Genomic DNA, 19,596 nt, shown 5'->3' on the forward strand with positions numbered 1-19,596 from the left:
AACAGATAGATATCCTTACAATAACATAATATCTTGACAAACAAAATTATATCCGCCCAATATTGAATAATATTGATAAAAAAAGCGGTAGGATTTGCAAATTTTTCTGCAAATCCTACCGCTTGTTTTATTTTATGTGATTGTGATTAAACGAGGCTTATTTCACTTCACGAATCATAATTTCAGACGGAATAACCGAACCTTGCCAGTATAATTCCGAAGCAACTTTTGCCGCTAATTCGATATAGGCTTGGCTGGTTTCGTGTTCCGGTGCCGCAATGACGGTCGGTGTGCCGGCATCCAAATCTTGACGTAAACGAATATGCAACGGCATTTGTCCTAATACTTTGGTGCCGTATTTCTTCGCCACTTTCTCCGCTCCGCCGGTGCCGAAAATATCTTCGTGATGACCGCAATTTTGGCAGATATGCACGCTCATATTTTCGATGATACCTAATACCGGTACCGACACTTTTTGGAACATTGAAATACCTTTCACCGCATCTAATAACGCAATATCTTGCGGAGTGGTTACCACCACCGCACCGGTAACCGGAATTTGTTGCGAAAGGGTAAGTTGGATATCGCCTGTACCCGGCGGCATATCGATTACAAGGTAATCTAGTTCCGTCCACCATGTTTCATTCAATAATTGGCTTAACGCCGAACTCGCCATCGGTCCACGCCAAATAGTGGCATTATCATCCGCCATTAAATAGCCGATTGAGTTCGATTGAATACCATAGACTTCGATCGGTGTAATATGTTTGTTATCCGGAGAGGTCGGACGCTGATCTTGAGCACCTAACATATGCGGAATGGACGGGCCGTAAATATCCGCATCTAAAATCCCGACTTTTGCGCCTTGTGCTTTTAACGCCAACGCAAGATTTACCGAGGTAGTCGATTTACCTACCCCACCTTTACCCGATGTTACCGCAATAATATTTTTTACGCCGTTTACCGCAGGATGGCTATTTGCACGTTTTAAGGTGGCAATTTGATAATTTAAGATCCATTTTACTTCATTTGCGCCGGTAATTTGCTTAAGCTTCGCTTCCGTATCCGCTTTTAATGCTTCAAAACCGCTGTTCCAAGCAAACGGCATAGTAAATTCTAAGCGCAAAATGCCTGCACCGAGTTCGGCTTTTTTAAACGCATTCAATGCGATTAAATCTTTTTGCAATGTAGGGTGTGTGAAATTTTGTAAAACAAATTTAATTTCACTTAATTGCTGTTCGTTAAGTTGATTCATCGATTAATCCTTAGGTTTCAGTCGATATAAGTGTTTACTATAAATTACTTCACTATCGTTATTTAAATCAATACCCAAAATGGTTGGATCTAATGCAACACGGCGATAGTATTGAAACATCGGAAGTACGGCAACATCATCGTCAAGGTGCTTTACGACACTTTGAATAAGCTGTTCTCTTACTTCTTCCGTTAAGTTTTGCTCTTGTAACTTTTCCAGTTTTTCATCTACTTGCGGATTATGATAATTACTTTTGTTATCGGCGCTTTTAGAATGAAAATGTAATAAAAACGGTAACGGATCTGCATACTCCGCACACCAACCCGCTCTGCTTAACTGATAATTTTTTTGTTCTCTTACGGCTAAAAGTTGTGTCCAACCGAGTGCTTGAGGAGTAACTTTAATTAAGTCCGATTGCCCTAACGTTCTAATCATTTGCTGGGCAATTTCAATATGTTTCCCTTGCTCGTCATAACTTAAAGAAAGCTGCAACGGATTATTCGAACTGATTCCCGCTTGTGTCAATAGGGTTTCGATAATGACCGGATTCCATTGATGCTTCTCCGTATTTAACATACTTTTCGGCAACACCGAAAAATTCGCAATTCCATATTGATGCGGAATACGGGCGGATAAAATCATTGCTTTTATTGCTTGTCTGATTTCTTTATGTTTCAACTGAGGATCGGCAAAATTAAACTCATAATAGTAATTGCATAAACGGGGAAATTCCCAAATATTATGCTGTTGCCCCTCTAACGGATTTTCCACTACATCAAACGGTTTAATCGATTGTAAAACGGAAATACGATGATATTCCACCTTAGTAAAATTCGGAGTGTTTTTAACCGCTTTCAGTAATAAATTTTTTTCCGTTTTGGCCGCTAGCGTATAGTCTCCGTTGCTAATCAGCATATTCGGATTCGGTATTTCACCCCGATAACTCGGCAGTAAGGCAACGTGTGCCAACATTTTGGGGAAAACCAAATTCGGCTTTTCCAGCCGAATTTGTAATGTAGTCGCATTCAGCGCTTTAACACCCAATTCACTAACCGCCTTCTCCCCGGCAAGTATATCTCTTGCTTGATGTAAATGCATATAAGCTAAATAAGCGGCTAACGGTGAAGCATTCTTAGGATTTGCTAAACGTTGCCAGCTCAGCACTATATCTTCTGCGGTAACTGGTTCACCGTTAGACCATTTTGCGTTTTCATCTAAAATAAACAGCCAGTCTTTATTATTTTCGGTAAACCATGTTTTCGCTAATGCCGGTTGAACGATACCTTTCTCATTATAAGCTAATAAGCCGACAAACAAATCTCGTAACGGAGCGGCATCCGCCGATGAATCCACAAAATGCGGATCTAGCTGGAATTTGTTGGTATAAATCGCACGCTTTAAAACCGAATGATCGATTGTCGGTAAGATTTCCGGTTTAGCCGATTCAACTTGCGTGACGGGTAAATCTTGATCACAAGCGGACAATACAATCAAGCAAGCGAACAAACTGACAAGATTTTGGAAAAATTTAACCGCTTGTTTAGCAGACTGCATTTCATTCTACCCTTCTAATGAATCGAAGTTAATCCCGGAAATAAATTACTGAGTCCGGCAACCGTAATTTCTATCCCTAAAGCCATAAGAATTAACCCCATAATACGTGTGACGACGTTTGACCCCGTTTTACCTAATTTTTTAACTAACGGTGCGGAAAAACGAAACAAGATATAACACACGACTGAGAATAATATAATCGAAACACTAAAGCCGATATAATCCGTGACTTGATGATAACGAGTGCCCCAAACGATAGTCGAACCGATTGCGCCCGGTCCCGCCATAATCGGCATAGCCAACGGCACAACGCCGATATTTTCGTATTCGCTGACATCCGCATTTTTTTCTTCTTTATTTTGCTTATGCTCACCAAGTTTACCGCTAATCATCGTCATTGCGATACTGACAATCAGAAAACCGCCGGCAACTCGGAAAGAATCCAGCGAAATACTAAAAGCATCTAAGATAAACTTACCGAAAAATAAACTAACCAATAGAATCACACCGATAGATACCGAAGTAACTAGGCTCGTATGATTTCTTTCCGACTCATATTGATGCGCCGTCATACTGAAAAAAATAGGAAGTGAACCGAACGGATTCACAATAGCGAATAATCCAATAAAAAATTGAAGATAAATAGCAAGATTAATATCTATTTCCACAGCCCACCAGCCTTCAAATAAGGAATTACGAGTTATTATATAGAGTAAGCCGAATAAGATAAAATAAAAACGCCTAGAACATAATCGTTTTAGGCGTTTTTATACATTTCTCTTCGAACCGATTAATGAGCCGGAGAGTCTATTTGCCCCATAAAGTCTTGATTCACTTCAATCGAAGCTCTAGCACGTAAGTCTTTGAGTAAATCATCACGTAATAACGTTTGTTCTGCTTGAGTAAATTGTACCGAAAGCGGTTTGAATTCATCCGGATTACCGTCGATAACTTTATCTAAAGCAACAACGATCACATCACCTTGTTGATTACGCGCAACTTGATAAACGGATTTATCCGCAGGCTTAGCCATCGCAAAAACCGTTTGAGCTAAAAGAGGATTTTCACTTTCCGCTTGTGCAAAAACTAACGTTTGTGACTTACCGAAAGAAACATTCGCTATTTTTCCTTCATTAAGTGCTTTAACTTGTTCTTCCGCTTTCGCTAACAGAATTTGTTCCGCCTTTTGTTGTTTTATCGCATCTTCAATTTCAGCTTTCGCTTCTTCTAAAGTTTTAACGCGTTCAGTTTGATAATCACTTACACGTACAAACATTGTTTTCGGGTTATGCTCATCACCGATATCGAGTGCATCGGAATTTTGCCCACTTTGACGCAACTCACCGCTAAATAATGCTTTTACAACTTTTTCATTATTAAGCTCTACCGGTACGTTTTGGTGTGTAAATTGTACGGATTTCTGTACTTTTACTCCACCGGCTTGTGCGACGGTTTCTAAACTACCGTTATTTTCAAATGCTTTATTCGCCATTTCACGCGCAATATTAGAATATTCGGTTAAGAGTAATTCTTGACGAATAGTTTTCGTAATTTGCTCTTTTACTTGCTCAAGCGGAATAACTTTTTCACCTTTACGTTCTAAAACTTTAATAAGGTGGTATGCACCGTCTACATTAACGACCGAACTAACTTGACCGTCTTGTAGCATTGCAGCTGCCTCTTCAAACGCTTTAGGGAAAGTACCCGCTTTTGCCCAACCTAAATCACCGCCTTGTGCCGCAGACAATTTATCGGTTGATTTAGCTTTAGCAAGCGTAGCGAAATCCGCTCCCGCTTGTAGCTCTTGCGCTACACCTTTGGCATCCGCTTCATTCGCTAATTGAATATGTGCGAAATGAACTTCACCTTTAGTCGCATAATCCGCTTTATTTTTTTCGTAATACGTTTTAACTTGTTCATCATTAACCTGCACGTTTTTAGCCACGTCGGACGGTGTTAATGTTACGTATTCGACCGTTAATTTCTCCGGCTCGATTAATTCGGATTTATGTGCGTCGTAATATTTTTGTAATTCTTCCGCTGAAGCTGTTTGATTCGCCGCTTCTGCTGCAATCGAATAATTTGCTAAACGAATTTGACGTTTTTGCAGTAAGAGTTTTGCTAAAAGCGCTTCTTGTTCCGGTACGTTAAAACTACTTCCGATAATCCCTTCCTGTATCTGAGAGAAAAGCATACCTTCATTCACAATCGCCGCATAGCCGTCCGCACTTAAGCCGTTACTTCTTAAAGTTTGTTGATACAAATCATTGCTAAATTTGCCATCTTGCTGGAATACCGGACTATTTACGATTTCCGCTTTAATTTGCTCGGCACTAATTCCTAATTTCAGCTCTTTCGCATATTGGCGTAATAACTCTTCATCTACTAAGCCGTTTAATACCGATTGATTAAACTGTTTTGCGTATTCCGGCGTATCAAGCAGATCCCAAAAACTTTCTCCCATTTGCGCATTTAACACACTTTGCTGACGGTTTTTAGCCGCATTAAACGCTTGCTGAGTAATTTCCGTGCCATTTACTTTAACCGCCGCCGTATCTCCGGCTACTAAACCGGCGCCGATACCGGTAATAACGAAAGACAAAGATACCAGTGCAAAAATAATTTTAAAAACGGGACCGTTTGCCCTCTCATGCATATTTTCAATCATGGATAAATTCCTAGAAGTTTATTACAAAAAATTTTGATGATTATACTGTAAACGAAGTAATTCTCAAATGTGTAATTTGCATGAAACATTCCTCCGATATGCCTTATTCGGTTTAACGAAATTAAGAGACTTTGCTTTACATTAATAGGGAAACTTGTTTTAATTTGTGCTTTAGACTTGTATTCAAGCGGTCTCTTTTCACTTTATTATTCGTTTCGACAGGATTACCCATGGGAATTTACGCATATCTTTGTTTCCTCTCGGCTCTGTCTATTTTACTCGGCTTCATTACAAGTAAAATTAGTGCCAAAGTACAATCAACTATTGCAATTAGTGCAGTAGCAATGGTTTGTTCACTACTGGTTTGGATTTTTGGTTCTTTAGGATTATTTCATATTGACACCATTGCTAAAGAAGTGATGGAACAAATCGATTTCAAAAGTTTTCTTCTTAACGGGATTCTAGGTTTCCTATTATTTGCCGGTTCCTTAGGTGTAAAACTACCGATTCTAAAAGATCAGAAATGGGAAATTACCGTCTTTGCTTTATTCTCAACGCTTGCTTCCACTTTCTTTATCGCCGGTTTAATTTATGCCGTCAGCCAGTTTATCGGTTTACCGATTGATTTTATTTACTGTGTCGTATTTGGCGCACTGATTTCTCCTACCGACCCTATTGCCGTCTTGGCGATTATCAAAAACTTACGGGCACCGAAACGTTTATCCATGCAAGTGGAAGGCGAATCATTATTTAATGATGGTGTCGGTTTGGTTATCTTTATCACGGTATTTGCCGTCGCATTCGGCGGACAGGAAACGAATTTCTCCGGTATTATGGGGCTTTTTATACATGAAGCAATCGGCGGTATCCTATTCGGTTTCGTGTTAGGTTTTATCGCGCATATTTTAATTTCATCCACTGATGACGGTTCGATGGAAATTTTGATTACGCTTACCATCCCGACTGCCGGCTTTATGTTCGCAAGTAATATTTTACATGTATCAGGTGCGCTAGCCATGGTCGTTGCAGGTATCATGATCGGTAACTGGACTCGTCACTCCGGTTTCTCCGAACAAAGCCAACGCTATCTCGACCATTTCTGGGAAATGATTGATCATTTCTTAAATTCTTTGTTATTTTTCCTGATCGGATTTGCTTTATTATTGGTCGATTTCAATATTTACGGCGTGATTTTAATGATTGCGGCAATTCCGGTTTGTTTAGCCGCTCGTTATTTCAGTTTGTGGATTCCGTTCAAATTGATGCAACAATTCCGTACTTATAATCCTTATACGCTGAAAATTATGAGCTGGGGCGGATTACGCGGCGGATTGGCTTTAGCAATGGCTTTATCCATTCCGAGTAAAGTCGCATTCGTTGAAAATATTGATATTAAAGATCTTATTTTGGTGATGACCTATGCGGTGGTAATGTTTTCAATTTTAGTACAAGGTTCAACAATTGAACCGATGATTCGCAAAGCTAAAACCGTCGATCCTAATCGAGAGGAATATTTAAAACCAAGCGGTCATTCTTCCCATTAATTTTGCAAATTTTAGTTGAAATTTAGCCGCTTTATCTTTAGAATCCGTAATTCCTGTCCTAGCTGAGTTAGAGATCGGCTACGGATGTATTATCAACCCTTAACAAAAAAGGATATTAAAATGTCTCTAAGCGTAGAAGCAAAAGCAAAAATCGTTGCTGAATTTGGTCGTGATGCAAAAGACACTGGTTCATCAGAAGTTCAAATCGCATTATTAACAGCTCAAATCAACCACTTACAAGCACACTTTGCTGAGCACAAAAAAGATCACCACGGTCGCCGCGGTTTATTACGTATGGTTTCACGTCGTCGTAAATTATTAGACTACTTAAAACGTACTGATCTTGCTAAATATTCAGAAACTATCGCACGTTTAGGTTTACGTCGCTAATTTCGAATTGCAACAGAAGAGCCGAGCTATTTAGCTCGGTTTTTTTATATACATTTATTTTTAAGGAAAGTATCTCAATGGCATTCAGCTCATTATTTACATTATTAGATGATATTGCCTCCGTACTTGATGACGTTTCGGTCATGACAAAAGTAGCGGCAAAGAAAACCGCCGGTGTAATCGGTGATGACTTAGCATTAAATGCAAATCAAGTAAGCGGTAAACACATCTCACCGGATCGAGAATTACCGATTGTTTGGAGTGTGGCTAAAGGTTCACTAATCAATAAAGTCATTTTAATTCCGCTTGCATTATTGCTTTCAATTTATCTGCCCCAAGCAATTCTTCCGTTATTAATGATTGGCGGTGCTTATTTGTGTTTTGAAGGTGTAGAAAAACTACTACATAAATTCTTGCATAAAAAAGACGAGCATAATGCAGTTTCCGAAGAAGAACCGATCTCAGAAAAAGATAAAATTAAAGGTGCGGTACGTACCGATTTTATTTTATCGGCAGAAATCATTATTATCGCTTTAGGCGTGTTACAAGAATCTTCAACGATGATTAAGATTCTCTCTCTTTCGAGTATCGGAATCGGGATTACCGTTTTTGTTTACGGTTTGGTCGGGTTAATTGTCAAACTGGACGACATCGGCTTATGGCTAATGCAAAAGAAAAGCGGTCTATCCCAATCTATCGGCAAAACATTACTTGTAATTATGCCGTGGTTTATGAAATCACTTTCGATTATCGGTACAATTGCGATGTTCTTAGTCGGTGGCGGCATTTTCTCTCACAACATTGCCGAAATTCATCATTTCGTCGAACATTTGGGGATCCCTGCACAATTCTCAAGCCTCGTTGATTTCGTGGTAGGTATTATTATCGGTTCAATTTGCTGTCTCATTATTTTACCGTTAATGAAAGTATTTAGTAAAAAACACTAATTTGTACCGAAAAAAAGCCGTTTATTAACATATAAACGGCTTCTATATCATCTAAATTAAATTATGCGGATTTTTCAATTAGAGCAACAGGCTCAGGCTCACTTTTCTTATCCATACTCACTTGCTTTAAATTAAGCTCGCGAATTTTATTCGCCAGTTCAGTATCATTAGTCTGTTCCGCTACGTGAAGTGCCATAATTCGGTCGTTTGCAACACATTCACGATGTTCAATCAACTGAGCGAAATAATTTTTAGCCTTCTCAAACAATCCTTCTCGCGTATAGATATAACCTAATGCCCTTGCATAATCATCGGTATATTGAACATCCGCTTTATCCGCCCTCTTCACAAGCAATTTTACCAATTTACTTTCTTCCGCCACTTGTAAACGCGTAAGTTGTTCAAGTAACGGTACTAATTGATCGTCTTCATATTTTTTCACGGTTTCCAGTGCAATCTCTTGAGCGGACTCATGATCATCGGTATCAATTAAGCGTTTGACTAAACCGGTACGAACATAAATGGATTTACGGCGACGGCTCGGTTGATTTTCCCACCATGCCAATAAACCGTCTTGTCCTTCCTCATTCATTTTTTCATCAAGTAAACCGTCATCAACAAAGTGCGTTAATGCATCGTACTCTTCTGCAGAAAGGAAACTACGTTGTCCAATATCTTCTAAAATACCGTCTAAAGCGTTATATGCTTTCGAGTCTTTATAAATGTTAATCGCTAAGCGCAGTACTTCCGTATTACGAGGAGCTAATTCAATTAAACTGTCAATCGCACTACGAGCCGCCGGCAGTTTATTTTGTTGAACTAAAATACGGGTTCGGGCTAATTCCACCGCAACATTATTCGGTCCGGCTAATTCCGCCGCTTCAATTAAATATTTATTCGCATTGAATTCATCACCGCCTTGTTGTGCCGCTTCGGCCGCTTTAATCAGATTTAAAACGGGCTCGTCCGCGTGTTTTGCATTCTTACTAAACAGTTTTTCCGCTTTGGAATAATCGCCCTCACTCATTCTCATTAGCCCTTCTAGAGTTTCTTGCTGAGCTTTTTTATGTTTACGATTAAAGAACCAGTTATATGAACCTTTACTCAAACGGCAGAAACGACTAATAATCACTTCAATCGCATAAACTACCGACATAGCGATGACGAAGAAAACCACTAACATTACCAGACTCATTTCGATTACTTTCGTATCGGTTTCGATACGTACGTAACCCTGATTACCGGAAAGATAAGGACCGATAATTAAACTTGCCAGTAATAACAGCATTAAAAAAAGAACTCTAAACATAGTGATTCTCCTTACTGTGCAACATTAGACGGTTGTTCGGATTGCGACTGGATGGGTTGCTGCGGAGCCGATTCCGTTTTAATTTCACTCACAGCCGGTTGAGCCAATTCTTTTTCCGCTTTAATTTCAATTTTTTCGACCGTTTGCGGTGCTTTATTTAAAAGATGTTCCAATAACTCAATACTTTTAAGACGCTCAGGCGCATCAATATAAACGGATTGTTCGCTCAAATCGTCCAATTCTTTTAAGAAACTTTTTACGCTTTCGTTTTGTGTTTCGAAATAGCTTCTAATCCAAGTACTGACCGCATCCAATGATTGTTTATATAATTCGTTTTGCTGACGCGGAATAGCAAGAATTGCAATTTGTAAACGTAAACGTATATTTTCTCGCAGATAAACTTCTTGATTCGGCGCAACAAAGGCTTTTTCGTCCGCCTTATTACGATCACTTACACGAATAAAGTGATCTAAGAAAGAACTTGCGCTTTTCTCAATATTTTTTTGCCAGTCTTCGATCGAATCACTCACTTCCCCGCTTACCATTACCGTTTCTTCAACCGCTTCATTAGCGATCATCGGCAAATCGTCCAAACGATTCGCTAGTGTGGTTAAACGCTGCATTAAATTATTCTGATCGACATGGTTCACATTCGCTAATTGACTCAAATCACTTTTTATCGCGCTACGTACGTTTGCTACGTCCGTATTCGCCACTTGTGATAATACGGTGTCCGCTTCCGATAATAAACTTTTAGCCGTATCAATATCATTATCCAGTACCAATTTACGTAATGCGTTATTTAATAAGAAATCCGCATCCGATAATTTCCAAACAACCGATTCGGACTGAGGCGCACCAGTTACTTTTTGTAATTGCGTTTTCAATCCGTTAATTTGGTTCATATAATTTGATTGTTCTTGTTCCAATTGACTGATGCGATCTAACGCTTTCTGATATGAAGATCCCAATTCTGCGATTTGCGCTTTTTCCGCATCAAAATTCGGCATTTCGATTTGAGGAGAAGAAACCGGTTGTTGTCCTGCAAGTTTGGCAATTTCTTGTTCAACTTCAGCAAATTTCTTATTTGCCATATAGTGACCAGCGCCCCCTACGGCCATTGCAACCAATAATGCCAATAGTGCAATGCCTTTGCCTCCGGATTTTTGAACAACTACTTTTTCTTCAATCTTTTGTTCCACTTTAACACCCTCTTTATCTATTTGAGAAGCGGTCTCTTTTTCTGAATTTTCTACAAATTCTTCTTTTGATGAATTAGCTTCTTGCTCAACGGCTGTCACTGTTTCAACAACATCTTCTGCTTGTTCAATGATCTGCTTATCTTTTGACATATGTCCACCTTAGTTAGATTTGTCGATAAATTTCAATACGCTCTCTAACAGACTATTATTGTCTGCTTTTTCTGAAAGTAGAACCTTATTTCTACTCCAACCTAATTTATACGCCAGTTGAGCAATACGAGTGCTGACGACGATTAAACGACATTCAATCAACCACTGACGATCGTCTTCCGCCGTTTGTTCATATAAAGTGCTTAAGATATCCGTACTGGTTACAATAATACTATCAATGCCGGCGCGTTTACACAAACTCATTTTTTCCGTAATGCTATCTGCTAAATATTGACGGCGATAACATTCTAAATATTGAATATTTGCTCCTCGTAAGCTTGCTTGTTCCGCAAAAAAATCTCGCCCTTTTTCCGCCCGCAATATTAAAATATTTTTTCCATCTAATATTTGCATTTCAGGCAATTCAAGTAACCCCTCACTATTTTCGGAAGAGATCGGATAGTAAGTCGGATTCTCTGTTTTTGCTGAAAAATAAGCGGCCGAATGCCGACCTACCGCAAAATATTTCAAATCCGTACGATAATGAAACCCTGTCTGTATTAATGTTTCCGAGGCAAAATCAATCGCATGCTTAGACACGGCAAATACATAATCACCGGTATTCAAACGAGACATTACCGACGGGAGCTGAGGAAGTTCCGCCCCAGCCTCAATCGTAAATAACGGCTGATGAATCGCAAAAATTTGATGCTGATTCAACAGTTCCACTAATTCCTGCCCTCGATGATCCGGGCGAGTAATTAACACATTCATTTTATGCGTCTTTATATACTTCTTCGAGAATCTTATCCGCACCTTGCGCCAAAAGTTGTTCGGCAACAGATATTCCAAGCTGTTCCGCTTGCTCTATTGCTGCAACACCGGATGCACGAATGATACTTGAACCGTCCAGTGCGCCGACTAAAGCATTTAAGGTAATTTCATTGCCGTTTAATGTTGCAAAACCACCAATCGGAACCTGGCATCCGCCTTGTAAACGAGTATTCATTGCACGTTCTGCGATAACGCAACAAGCGGTCGGATTATGGTTTAATGTTGCAAGATAATTTAAAACACGTTCGTCATTAACTCGAGTTTCAATTCCTACAGCCCCCTGCCCTGCAGCCGGTAAAGACTGATCAATGGAAATAAAACTACGAATACGTTCAGCCATTCCTAAACGAATCAAACCTGCAGATGCCAAAATAATCGCATCGTATTCTCCATGATCTAACTTAGATAATCGAGTCCCCACATTACCACGTAAAGATTTTACTTCTAAATGCGGATATTTTGCCATTAATTGGCACTGACGGCGTAAGCTGGATGTCCCCACAACGGCTCCCGCCGGCAATTCATCTAAATTCTGATATTGATTTGAAACAAAGGCATCACGCGGATCTTCTCGCTCGCAGATCACCGCTAATCCTAAACCTTCCGGGAAAGTCATCGGCACATCTTTCATCGAATGTACCGCAATATCCGCTCGATTTTCTAACAGCGCTAATTCCAATTCTTTTACAAATAAACCTTTTCCACCGATTTTAGCTAACGGAGTATCTAAAATCACATCACCTTTAGTCACCATAGTGACTAATTCGACAGAGAGATCCGGAAAACGTTTTTCTAATTCATCTTTCACAAAATTTGCTTGCCATAATGCCAAAGGACTTTGACGAGTTGCAATACGTAAGGTGTCTTTCATGGGTAATTTCATCAATTTTGTTGTACTTATATAAATATTCTTATCCTATCATTAATTGCCTATAACTGCCAAAATTTCTGTGTAAAGTTAATACATTATTCATTAGCTGTGCAGCTAACTTTTTTTGATAATTATTACACCAAATTAAATTTGATATAAATCAAGAACACCTCTAAAGAGTTATGAATTTAAATGCAATCCACCTATATTTGAGTAATAATTTTACCAGTTAAAAAAATTTGAAATTTTAAACTTTAGAGGAACCAAACTATGGCTAACAATGCAAAAAATGCACAACCATATGATGCTCAAGCAGAAGTAAACGAGCTTGTTGAAAACGGTTTAAAAGCGTTAGACGAATTTCGTCAGCTTAACCAAGAACAAGTGGATTACATTGTCGCAAAAGCCTCTGTGGCGGCACTGGATAAACATGGCGTACTCGCAATGCACGCTTATGAAGAAACCGGTCGAGGTGTATTTGAAGACAAAGCGACTAAAAACCTGTTTGCTTGTGAATATGTCGTCAATAATATGCGCCATTTAAAGACCGCAGGTGTAATTAGTGAAGATGATGTAACCGGCATTACCGAAATTGCCGACCCGGTTGGGGTAGTATGCGGTATAACACCGACAACAAACCCGACCTCCACCACTATCTTCAAAGCGTTAATCGCCCTCAAAACTCGTAACCCAATCGTTTTTGCCTTCCATCCTTCCGCACAACAATCATCCGCTCATGCCGCTCAAGTTGTTTATGATGCCGCAATTGCCGCCGGCGCACCAAAAAATTGTGTTCAATGGATTAAAACTCCATCAATGGAAGGTACTTCAGCATTAATGAAACATCCGGGTATTGCAACCATTCTTGCAACAGGTGGTAACGCTATGGTTGAAGCTGCATATTCGTGCGGTAAACCGGCATTAGGCGTAGGGGCGGGTAACGTACCGGCTTATGTTGAAAAAACCGCAAAATTAGAGCAAGCAGTTTACGACATCGTGATGTCAAAATCTTTTGACAACGGTATGATTTGTGCGTCTGAACAAGCGGCAATTGTCGATAAAGAAATTTACGCGGATTTCGTTAAAGAAATGCAATCTTACGGCGTATATCTGGTAAATAAAAAAGAAAAAGCTCTCTTAGAAAAATTCATTTTCGGCGTGGATAAAGCGAAAGACGAAAACTGTGCTGGTGCAAAATTAAATGCGGCGGTCGTAGGTAAACCGGCTGCGTGGATTGCCGAACAAGCAGGTTTCAACGTGCCGCCAAAAACGAATATCTTACTTGCAGAATGTGCATTTGTCGGTGAAGGTGAACCGCTTACCCGTGAGAAATTATCACCGGTACTTGCATTGTTAAAATCAAACTCAACCGAACACGGTTTAGAACTTTCCGAAGCGATGGTGAACTTCCACGGTTTAGGTCACTCAGCGGCGATTCATACTCAAAATACCGAATTAGCCAAAACATTTGGTGAACGTGTTAAAGCGATTCGTGTGATTTGGAACTCACCTTCAACATTCGGCGGTATCGGTGACGTGTATAACTCATTCCTTCCGTCCCTCACATTAGGTTGTGGTTCTTACGGTAAAAACTCCGTAAGTAACAACGTAAGTGCGGTGAACTTAATTAATATTAAACGTGTGGGCAGACGGAGAAACAATATGCAATGGTTTAAAGTTCCATCAAAAATCTACTTTGAGCGTGATTCAATTCAATATCTCAAATCAATGAAAGATGCGGAAAAAGTGATGATCGTGACCGACCGCTCAATGGTAGATCTCGGTTTTGTTGATAGAATTACCGACCAATTACGCCAACGTCGTAATAAAGTGATGATTCAGTTATTTACCGATGTTGAACCGAATCCAAGTTTACAAACCGTACAACGCGGGACGGAACTTATGCGTAGCTTCCAACCGGATACCATTATTGCCTTAGGCGGCGGCTCGCCGATGGATGCGGCAAAAGTAATGTGGTTATTCTATGAACAACCGGAAGTGGATTTCCGTGATTTAGTTCAGAAATTTATGGATATTCGTAAACGTGCGTTCAAATTCCCGCAATTAGGTCGTAAAGCGAAATTTGTCGGTATCCCGACCACATCCGGTACCGGTTCCGAAGTCACGCCGTTTGCCGTGATTACTGACGGTGATATTAAATATCCGTTGGCCGACTACTCTCTCACGCCGACAATTGCGATTGTAGATCCTGCATTAGTGATGTCAGTGCCGGCTCATGTTGCAGCGGATACCGGTTTAGACGTATTAACTCACGCAACAGAGGCTTACACTTCAATTCTTGCCAACGACTACACCGACGGTTTAGCGTTACAGGCAATTAAACTGGTATTCGAAAATTTAGAAAAATCCGTGAAAGAATTTGATGAAGTCGCTCGCGAGAAAATGCACAATGCTTCAACTATGGCAGGTATGGCGTTTGCAAACGCATTCTTAGGTATTTGTCACTCAATGGCGCATAAAATCGGCGGTAAATTCCACACGATTCACGGTCGTACCAATGCGATTTTATTACCGCACGTAATTCGTTATAACGGTACTCGCCCGACTAAAGTGGCAACTTGGCCGAAATATACTAACTATGTTGCGGATAAACGTTTCCAAGATATCGCACGTATCTTAGGGTTACCGGCGGCAACGCCGGAAGAAGCGGTGGAATCTTACGCTAAAGCGGTACATGATTTAGCAGTACGTTGTGGCGTGAAAATGTCGTTACGTGAGCAAGGTATTGACGAACAAGAGTTCTTAGCGGCACGTCGTGAGCTTGCATTAAATGCCTTCGAAGACCAATGTACGCCGGCGAATCCTCGTCTTGCTATGGTCGAAGATATGGAAGAGTTAATGACAAAAGCTTACTATGGTAAATAATTAGCAAATAATCCTTTTCCCCTTAATATGATTGATTGATGAAATGAACCAAGGGCTAACGAAAGTTAGCCCTTGGTTCATATTTTGCTTAATATGTGACGCAGATTGTAATATAAAAAAACCTCCGAGAAATTGCTCGGAGGTCTTATTAACAACCTAATGGAGGATGAATTACATCATTCCGCCCATACCACCCATGCCGCCCATTGCAGCTGCAGGATCTAATTTTTCATCTTTCGGTAAATCTGTGATCATACATTCTGTAGTAATCATTAAACCTGCGATTGATGCCGCAAATTGTAATGCAGAACGAGTTACTTTAGTCGGATCTAAGATACCCATTTCAAGCATATCGCCGTACTGTTCCGTACCGGCATTATAACCGTAGTTACCGTTACCGTCTTTCACATTGCGAGCCACAACTGATGCTTCTTCACCTGCGTTAGTCACGATTTGGCGAAGCGGTGCTTCCATCGCACGAAGTGCAAGTTTGATACCGACATTTTGCTCTTCATTTTCGCCTTTTAAAGTTTCAGCTACTTTAGAAGCAGCACGCACTAATGCAACACCGCCTCCCGGTACGATACCTTCTTCAACTGCCGCACGAGTTGCGTGTAATGCGTCATCAACACGATCTTTTTTCTCTTTCATCGCCACTTCTGTTGCCGCACCAACTTTAATTACCGCAACACCACCGGCTAATTTTGCAACACGTTCTTGAAGTTTCTCTTTATCGTAATCTGATGTTGAATCTTCAATTTGTTGGCGAATTTGTGCTACACGTGCTTTGATTTGTGATTCATCTCCGATACCGTCAATAATGGTTGTATTGTCTTTAGTAATCACAACACGTTTTGCTTGACCTAATTCTTCAAGTGTCGCTTTCTCAAGCTCCATACCGATTTCTTCAGAAATCACGGTACCTGCGGTTAAGATTGCAATATCTTGTAACATTGCTTTACGACGATCGCCAAAGCCCGGTGCTTTTACTGCAGCCACTTTCACGATACCACGCATTGTATTCACAACTAATGTTGCTAACGCTTCGCCTTCGATATCTTCCGCTACGATTAATAACGGTTTACCTGCTTTTGCTACCGCTTCTAATACCGGTAAGATTTCACGAATGTTACTGATTTTTTTATCAACTAAAATAATATATGGGTTCTCTAACTCAACCGTACCTGCTTCCGGTTTGTTGATGAAGTATGGAGAAAGGTAACCACGGTCAAATTGCATACCCTCTACCACATCTAACGCATCATCTAAACCTGTACCGTCTTCAACGGTGATAACGCCTTCTTTACCCACTTTTTCCATTGCTTGCGCAATTAATTTACCCACGGTTTCATCAGAGTTGGCCGAAATAGTACCTACTTGCTCAATCTCTTTTGAAGTTTCGCACGGTTTAGAAATCGCTTTTAGTTCTTCCACTACAGCAACAACCGCTTTATCGATACCACGTTTTAAATCCATCGGATTCATACCTGCCGCTACTGCTTTTAAGCCTTCATTTACGATTGCTTGCGCAAGAACAGTCGCGGTTGTCGTACCGTCACCGGCCGCATCGTTTGCTTTTGACGCCACTTCTTTTACCATCTGTGCGCCCATATTTTCGAATTTATCTTCTAATTCGATCTCACGTGCGACCGACACACCGTCTTTAGTAATCGTCGGCGCACCGTAGGCTTTATCTAATACTACGTTACGACCTTTAGGACCTAAAGTTACTTTTACCGCATCGGCTAATACATTCACGCCTTTAAGCATTTTTACACGTGCGTCATTACCGAATTTAACGTCTTTTGCTGCCATTTTTTCTTCCTATAAATTATTTATTCAATTTGCAAAAAATCAGTGAAAACTGACCGCTAATCACTACTCTACGATTGCTAAAATATCGTTTTCAGAAAGAATTAACACTTCTTCACCGTCAATTTTTTCTGATTTTACCCCGTAACCTTCGTTAAAAATAACGACATCGCCAACCTTCACCGCTAACGCTTGTACTGAACCATTTTCTAATAAACGGCCTGTACCTACTGCAATTACTTTACCGCGAGTAGATTTTGTTGCCGCTGAGCCGGTTAAAACGATACCACCTGCCGAACGTGTTTCTACTTCTTCACGTTTTAAAATCACTTTATCGTGTAATGGACGAAGAGTCATTGTCTGTTTCCTTCTATTATCTATCTGCAAAAAATTTCGCACGCAGAATTGCGTGCAACGATAACCAACATTGGGGCGAATTCTTCGCTTTCAAGTTACTTTTGCAAAATTTTATGTAAAAGCAACCGCTTTCGGCTGATTTTTAGACAATAAAAAAGAGCATCTCGAATGAAATGCTCTATATTATTAAGTTTCGGATTTTAAGCGTTGGATTAAACGGCTATTTGCCGGCGGAAATTCGCTCTCATCTAAATCCGCTTGAGCAACCCAAAAGCCTTCTTGGCCTTCACGTCCAAACGGTTCACCAACCCATTCTTCCACTAAATAGAAGAAAAACTCAATCACTTTGGTCGGATAATCAAAACGGAACGACTCATAAGGGAAAGCACTTAACACGTGAATCCCGATTTCTTCTTCCAACTCACGTTTTAATGCCTCTTCCGGTGTTTCTCCCGTATCGACTTTCCCACCGGGAAATTCCAATGCTTGTGCAAAATCTTGCCCTTCGAGCCTTTGAGTTAAATAAATCTGTCCAAATTCATTGCGGATAATGCCGGCTGCAACTTGGATTGTGGGCTTATTCATGTATTTTCCTTGAGAATTTGTTGTAATTTTTGTTGAATATTTTTTATCACAGATTGCCAATTAAGACTAGCCTCTTGGCGAAAAAGTTTCACACTGTCATACCACGGGCTATCTTGTCGTGCTAACAACCAACGAAAATCCGGATGATAACTTAGCATAATCCAAGTCTGTTTGCCCATTGTGGCAGCCAAATGGACAACAGACGTATCAACGCTGATCACAAGATCCATTTGGGCAATTAATGCGGCGGTATCTGAAAAATCGCCAATATCTTGCCGCCAAATATGCAAATTTTCGAATAAATCAGACCGCTTGTAATCCGCTTCGTTTAGCTCTTTTTGCAAACAATGGAAATCAGCATCTAACGTAAATAACTGTGAAAACAGCTCAAAGGGCAAACTGCGGGAAGCGTTACGATTATGTTTTGCCGAGCCAGCCCAAACCACACCGATTTTCAAGCGTTTTAGCGTACTACAAGGGGTTATTTTTTGTACCATTTTGCAAAAAACTCCGGTTGTGCTTGTAAATAACCGCTTGAATAAGGAATATTTTCAAGTGTACTGCCAAATACTAAAGGCGCACTTAACATCGGCAAATGGTATGCCAGCCCTGAAATTCGTCCACCGTTTTGCATTGTCTCAATGCCGTATTGCGCTAAATTATAATTGAGTAAATTTTCAATGCCGCTATGATTAAGCACCACCACATTTAAGCCTTGACGTTTCATTTCCAAGGCATAACGCACAAACTGAATGTTATCGCCAAATCCTTGTTCTACGTGAAACAAAATTTTAGCATCACCAATATTTTCTCCTCGCCATTGAGGAATATTAATTTCCAGCGGTTCAAAAGCTGGCAAACCGGTTTGCCAACGCCATTCGTACGCTTGCCAGCCTTGCGGGTAATCACCTAACAAGTTATGTAACATCGCTTTATTACACCAAGCAATGGCATAATTTGGCGCAAGTTCGACTGCTTTATTCGCATCTTTTAACGCTAATTGGTAAAGCCCCAAATTTTGCAATACCGTACAACGATTATGATATAGCACAGCTTCGTCCGGCAATAAGCGGATAATTTCATCATATTTTCTTAAAATCGTCAGCCATTCGAATGGCATCGAAGCCCTGTCCTGCTCTTCTACCAATAAAGCGAGATATTGTTCAAACGTCATTTCAGCCATAGTCTTTTCCAATTACATCGGAATTCATAACTAGTAGATACATCTTCAA

15 protein-coding genes and 1 pseudogene are annotated in these 19,596 nt (G+C 40.2%); 4 read left to right on the forward strand and 12 right to left on the reverse strand.

The window, feature by feature from the left end; all coding sequences use genetic code 11:
• Window positions 1-157: 157 nt before the first annotated feature.
• From apbC to NYR63_RS05275, 4 genes are all read right to left on the reverse strand, one after another.
• Entirely contained in the window at window positions 158-1,255 is a 1,098-nt protein-coding gene (gene apbC / locus NYR63_RS05260; protein ID WP_279458506.1) for an iron-sulfur cluster carrier protein ApbC, read from the reverse strand.
• A gap of 3 nt (window positions 1,256-1,258) precedes the next feature.
• Entirely contained in the window at window positions 1,259-2,809 is a 1,551-nt protein-coding gene (locus NYR63_RS05265; protein WP_279458507.1) for a peptide ABC transporter substrate-binding protein, read from the reverse strand.
• 14 nt (window positions 2,810-2,823) lie between these two features.
• Window positions 2,824-3,477, reverse strand: coding sequence for a YchE family NAAT transporter (locus tag NYR63_RS05270; protein WP_279458508.1), 654 nt, complete (start codon window positions 3,475-3,477; stop codon window positions 2,824-2,826).
• A 122-nt stretch (window positions 3,478-3,599) separates the two neighbouring features.
• Window positions 3,600-5,477, reverse strand: a complete 1,878-nt coding sequence (locus NYR63_RS05275; RefSeq protein ID WP_279458509.1) for a SurA N-terminal domain-containing protein — start codon at window positions 5,475-5,477, stop codon at window positions 3,600-3,602.
• Window positions 5,478-5,707: 230 nt separating this feature from the next.
• On the opposite strand from NYR63_RS05275, the gene NYR63_RS05280 reads away from it, so the two are divergent.
• The 3 genes from NYR63_RS05280 to NYR63_RS05290 all read left to right on the forward strand — a co-directional run bounded on the left by NYR63_RS05280 (window position 5,708) and on the right by NYR63_RS05290 (window position 8,358).
• Entirely contained in the window at window positions 5,708-7,021 is a 1,314-nt protein-coding gene (locus NYR63_RS05280) for a cation:proton antiporter (protein WP_279458510.1), read from the forward strand.
• 120 nt (window positions 7,022-7,141) lie between these two features.
• On the forward strand, window positions 7,142-7,411 hold the full coding sequence (gene rpsO, locus NYR63_RS05285) for a 30S ribosomal protein S15 (protein ID WP_005597777.1): 270 nt from the start codon (window positions 7,142-7,144) through the stop codon (window positions 7,409-7,411).
• Between the two features lie 77 nt (window positions 7,412-7,488).
• Complete coding sequence (locus NYR63_RS05290) at window positions 7,489-8,358, forward strand: DUF808 domain-containing protein (protein WP_279458511.1); 870 nt, start codon at window positions 7,489-7,491, stop codon at window positions 8,356-8,358.
• A 61-nt stretch (window positions 8,359-8,419) separates the two neighbouring features.
• On the opposite strand, the gene NYR63_RS05295 is transcribed toward NYR63_RS05290, so the two are convergent.
• The 4 genes from NYR63_RS05295 to hemC are packed head-to-tail and all read right to left on the reverse strand — an operon-like array spanning window position 8,420 to window position 12,724.
• The gene (locus NYR63_RS05295) at window positions 8,420-9,667 is read right to left on the reverse strand and encodes a heme biosynthesis protein HemY (RefSeq protein ID WP_279458512.1); all 1,248 of its coding nucleotides are present in this window, start codon (window positions 9,665-9,667) and stop codon (window positions 8,420-8,422) included.
• Window positions 9,668-9,678: 11 nt separating this feature from the next.
• Window positions 9,679-11,019, reverse strand: coding sequence for a uroporphyrinogen-III C-methyltransferase (locus tag NYR63_RS05300; RefSeq protein WP_279458513.1), 1,341 nt, complete (start codon window positions 11,017-11,019; stop codon window positions 9,679-9,681).
• A 9-nt stretch (window positions 11,020-11,028) separates the two neighbouring features.
• Complete coding sequence (locus NYR63_RS05305) at window positions 11,029-11,793, reverse strand: uroporphyrinogen-III synthase (RefSeq protein ID WP_279458514.1); 765 nt, start codon at window positions 11,791-11,793, stop codon at window positions 11,029-11,031.
• 1 nt (window position 11,794) lies between these two features.
• Window positions 11,795-12,724 carry a hydroxymethylbilane synthase gene (hemC, locus tag NYR63_RS05310; protein ID WP_279458515.1) on the reverse strand — a complete coding sequence of 310 codons (930 nt, stop codon included), beginning with the start codon at window positions 12,722-12,724 and terminating at the stop codon, window positions 11,795-11,797.
• Between the two features lie 270 nt (window positions 12,725-12,994).
• Between hemC and adhE the strand changes: the two genes are divergently transcribed.
• Complete coding sequence (adhE, locus tag NYR63_RS05315; protein WP_279458516.1) at window positions 12,995-15,610, forward strand: bifunctional acetaldehyde-CoA/alcohol dehydrogenase; 2,616 nt, start codon at window positions 12,995-12,997, stop codon at window positions 15,608-15,610.
• Between the two features lie 171 nt (window positions 15,611-15,781).
• On the opposite strand, the gene groL is transcribed toward adhE, so the two are convergent.
• The 4 genes and pseudogenes from groL to NYR63_RS11295 all read right to left on the reverse strand — a co-directional run bounded on the left by groL (window position 15,782) and on the right by NYR63_RS11295 (window position 19,547).
• Window positions 15,782-17,425 (reverse strand): chaperonin GroEL, encoded by a 1,644-nt coding sequence (groL, locus tag NYR63_RS05320; protein WP_279456577.1) that lies wholly within the window; start codon window positions 17,423-17,425, stop codon window positions 15,782-15,784.
• Between the two features lie 63 nt (window positions 17,426-17,488).
• Entirely contained in the window at window positions 17,489-17,779 is a 291-nt protein-coding gene (locus tag NYR63_RS05325; protein WP_005597793.1) for a co-chaperone GroES, read from the reverse strand.
• A 186-nt stretch (window positions 17,780-17,965) separates the two neighbouring features.
• Window positions 17,966-18,364, reverse strand: a complete 399-nt coding sequence (gene mutT, locus NYR63_RS05330) for an 8-oxo-dGTP diphosphatase MutT (protein ID WP_279456578.1) — start codon at window positions 18,362-18,364, stop codon at window positions 17,966-17,968.
• Window positions 18,361-19,547, reverse strand: a pseudogene (locus tag NYR63_RS11295) (glycosyltransferase family 9 protein). The gene mutT and the pseudogene NYR63_RS11295 overlap by 4 nt, the downstream one beginning before the upstream one ends.
• Window positions 19,548-19,596 lie beyond the last annotated feature (49 nt).

Source organism: Actinobacillus genomosp. 1, from assembly GCF_029774175.1.
GTDB lineage: Bacteria > Pseudomonadota > Gammaproteobacteria > Enterobacterales > Pasteurellaceae > Actinobacillus.

What these genes read in the sequence shown, in the direction of transcription:
- NYR63_RS05300 (WP_279458513.1), bottom strand. Translation starts at nt 11,019, where the DNA reads ATGTCAAAAGATAAGCAGATCATTGAACAAGCAGAAGATGTTGTTGAA.
- rpsO (WP_005597777.1), top strand. Translation starts at nt 7,142, where the DNA reads ATGTCTCTAAGCGTAGAAGCAAAAGCAAAAATCGTTGCTGAATTTGGT.
- adhE (WP_279458516.1), top strand. Translation starts at nt 12,995, where the DNA reads ATGGCTAACAATGCAAAAAATGCACAACCATATGATGCTCAAGCAGAA.
- NYR63_RS05275 (WP_279458509.1), bottom strand. Translation starts at nt 5,477, where the DNA reads ATGATTGAAAATATGCATGAGAGGGCAAACGGTCCCGTTTTTAAAATT.
- NYR63_RS05280 (WP_279458510.1), top strand. Translation starts at nt 5,708, where the DNA reads ATGGGAATTTACGCATATCTTTGTTTCCTCTCGGCTCTGTCTATTTTA.
- groL (WP_279456577.1), bottom strand. Translation starts at nt 17,425, where the DNA reads ATGGCAGCAAAAGACGTTAAATTCGGTAATGACGCACGTGTAAAAATG.
- hemC (WP_279458515.1), bottom strand. Translation starts at nt 12,724, where the DNA reads ATGAAAGACACCTTACGTATTGCAACTCGTCAAAGTCCTTTGGCATTA.
- NYR63_RS05265 (WP_279458507.1), bottom strand. Translation starts at nt 2,809, where the DNA reads ATGCAGTCTGCTAAACAAGCGGTTAAATTTTTCCAAAATCTTGTCAGT.
- NYR63_RS05325 (WP_005597793.1), bottom strand. Translation starts at nt 17,779, where the DNA reads ATGACTCTTCGTCCATTACACGATAAAGTGATTTTAAAACGTGAAGAA.
- NYR63_RS05295 (WP_279458512.1), bottom strand. Translation starts at nt 9,667, where the DNA reads ATGTTTAGAGTTCTTTTTTTAATGCTGTTATTACTGGCAAGTTTAATT.
- NYR63_RS05305 (WP_279458514.1), bottom strand. Translation starts at nt 11,793, where the DNA reads ATGAATGTGTTAATTACTCGCCCGGATCATCGAGGGCAGGAATTAGTG.
- apbC (WP_279458506.1), bottom strand. Translation starts at nt 1,255, where the DNA reads ATGAATCAACTTAACGAACAGCAATTAAGTGAAATTAAATTTGTTTTA.
- mutT (WP_279456578.1), bottom strand. Translation starts at nt 18,364, where the DNA reads ATGAATAAGCCCACAATCCAAGTTGCAGCCGGCATTATCCGCAATGAA.
- NYR63_RS05290 (WP_279458511.1), top strand. Translation starts at nt 7,489, where the DNA reads ATGGCATTCAGCTCATTATTTACATTATTAGATGATATTGCCTCCGTA.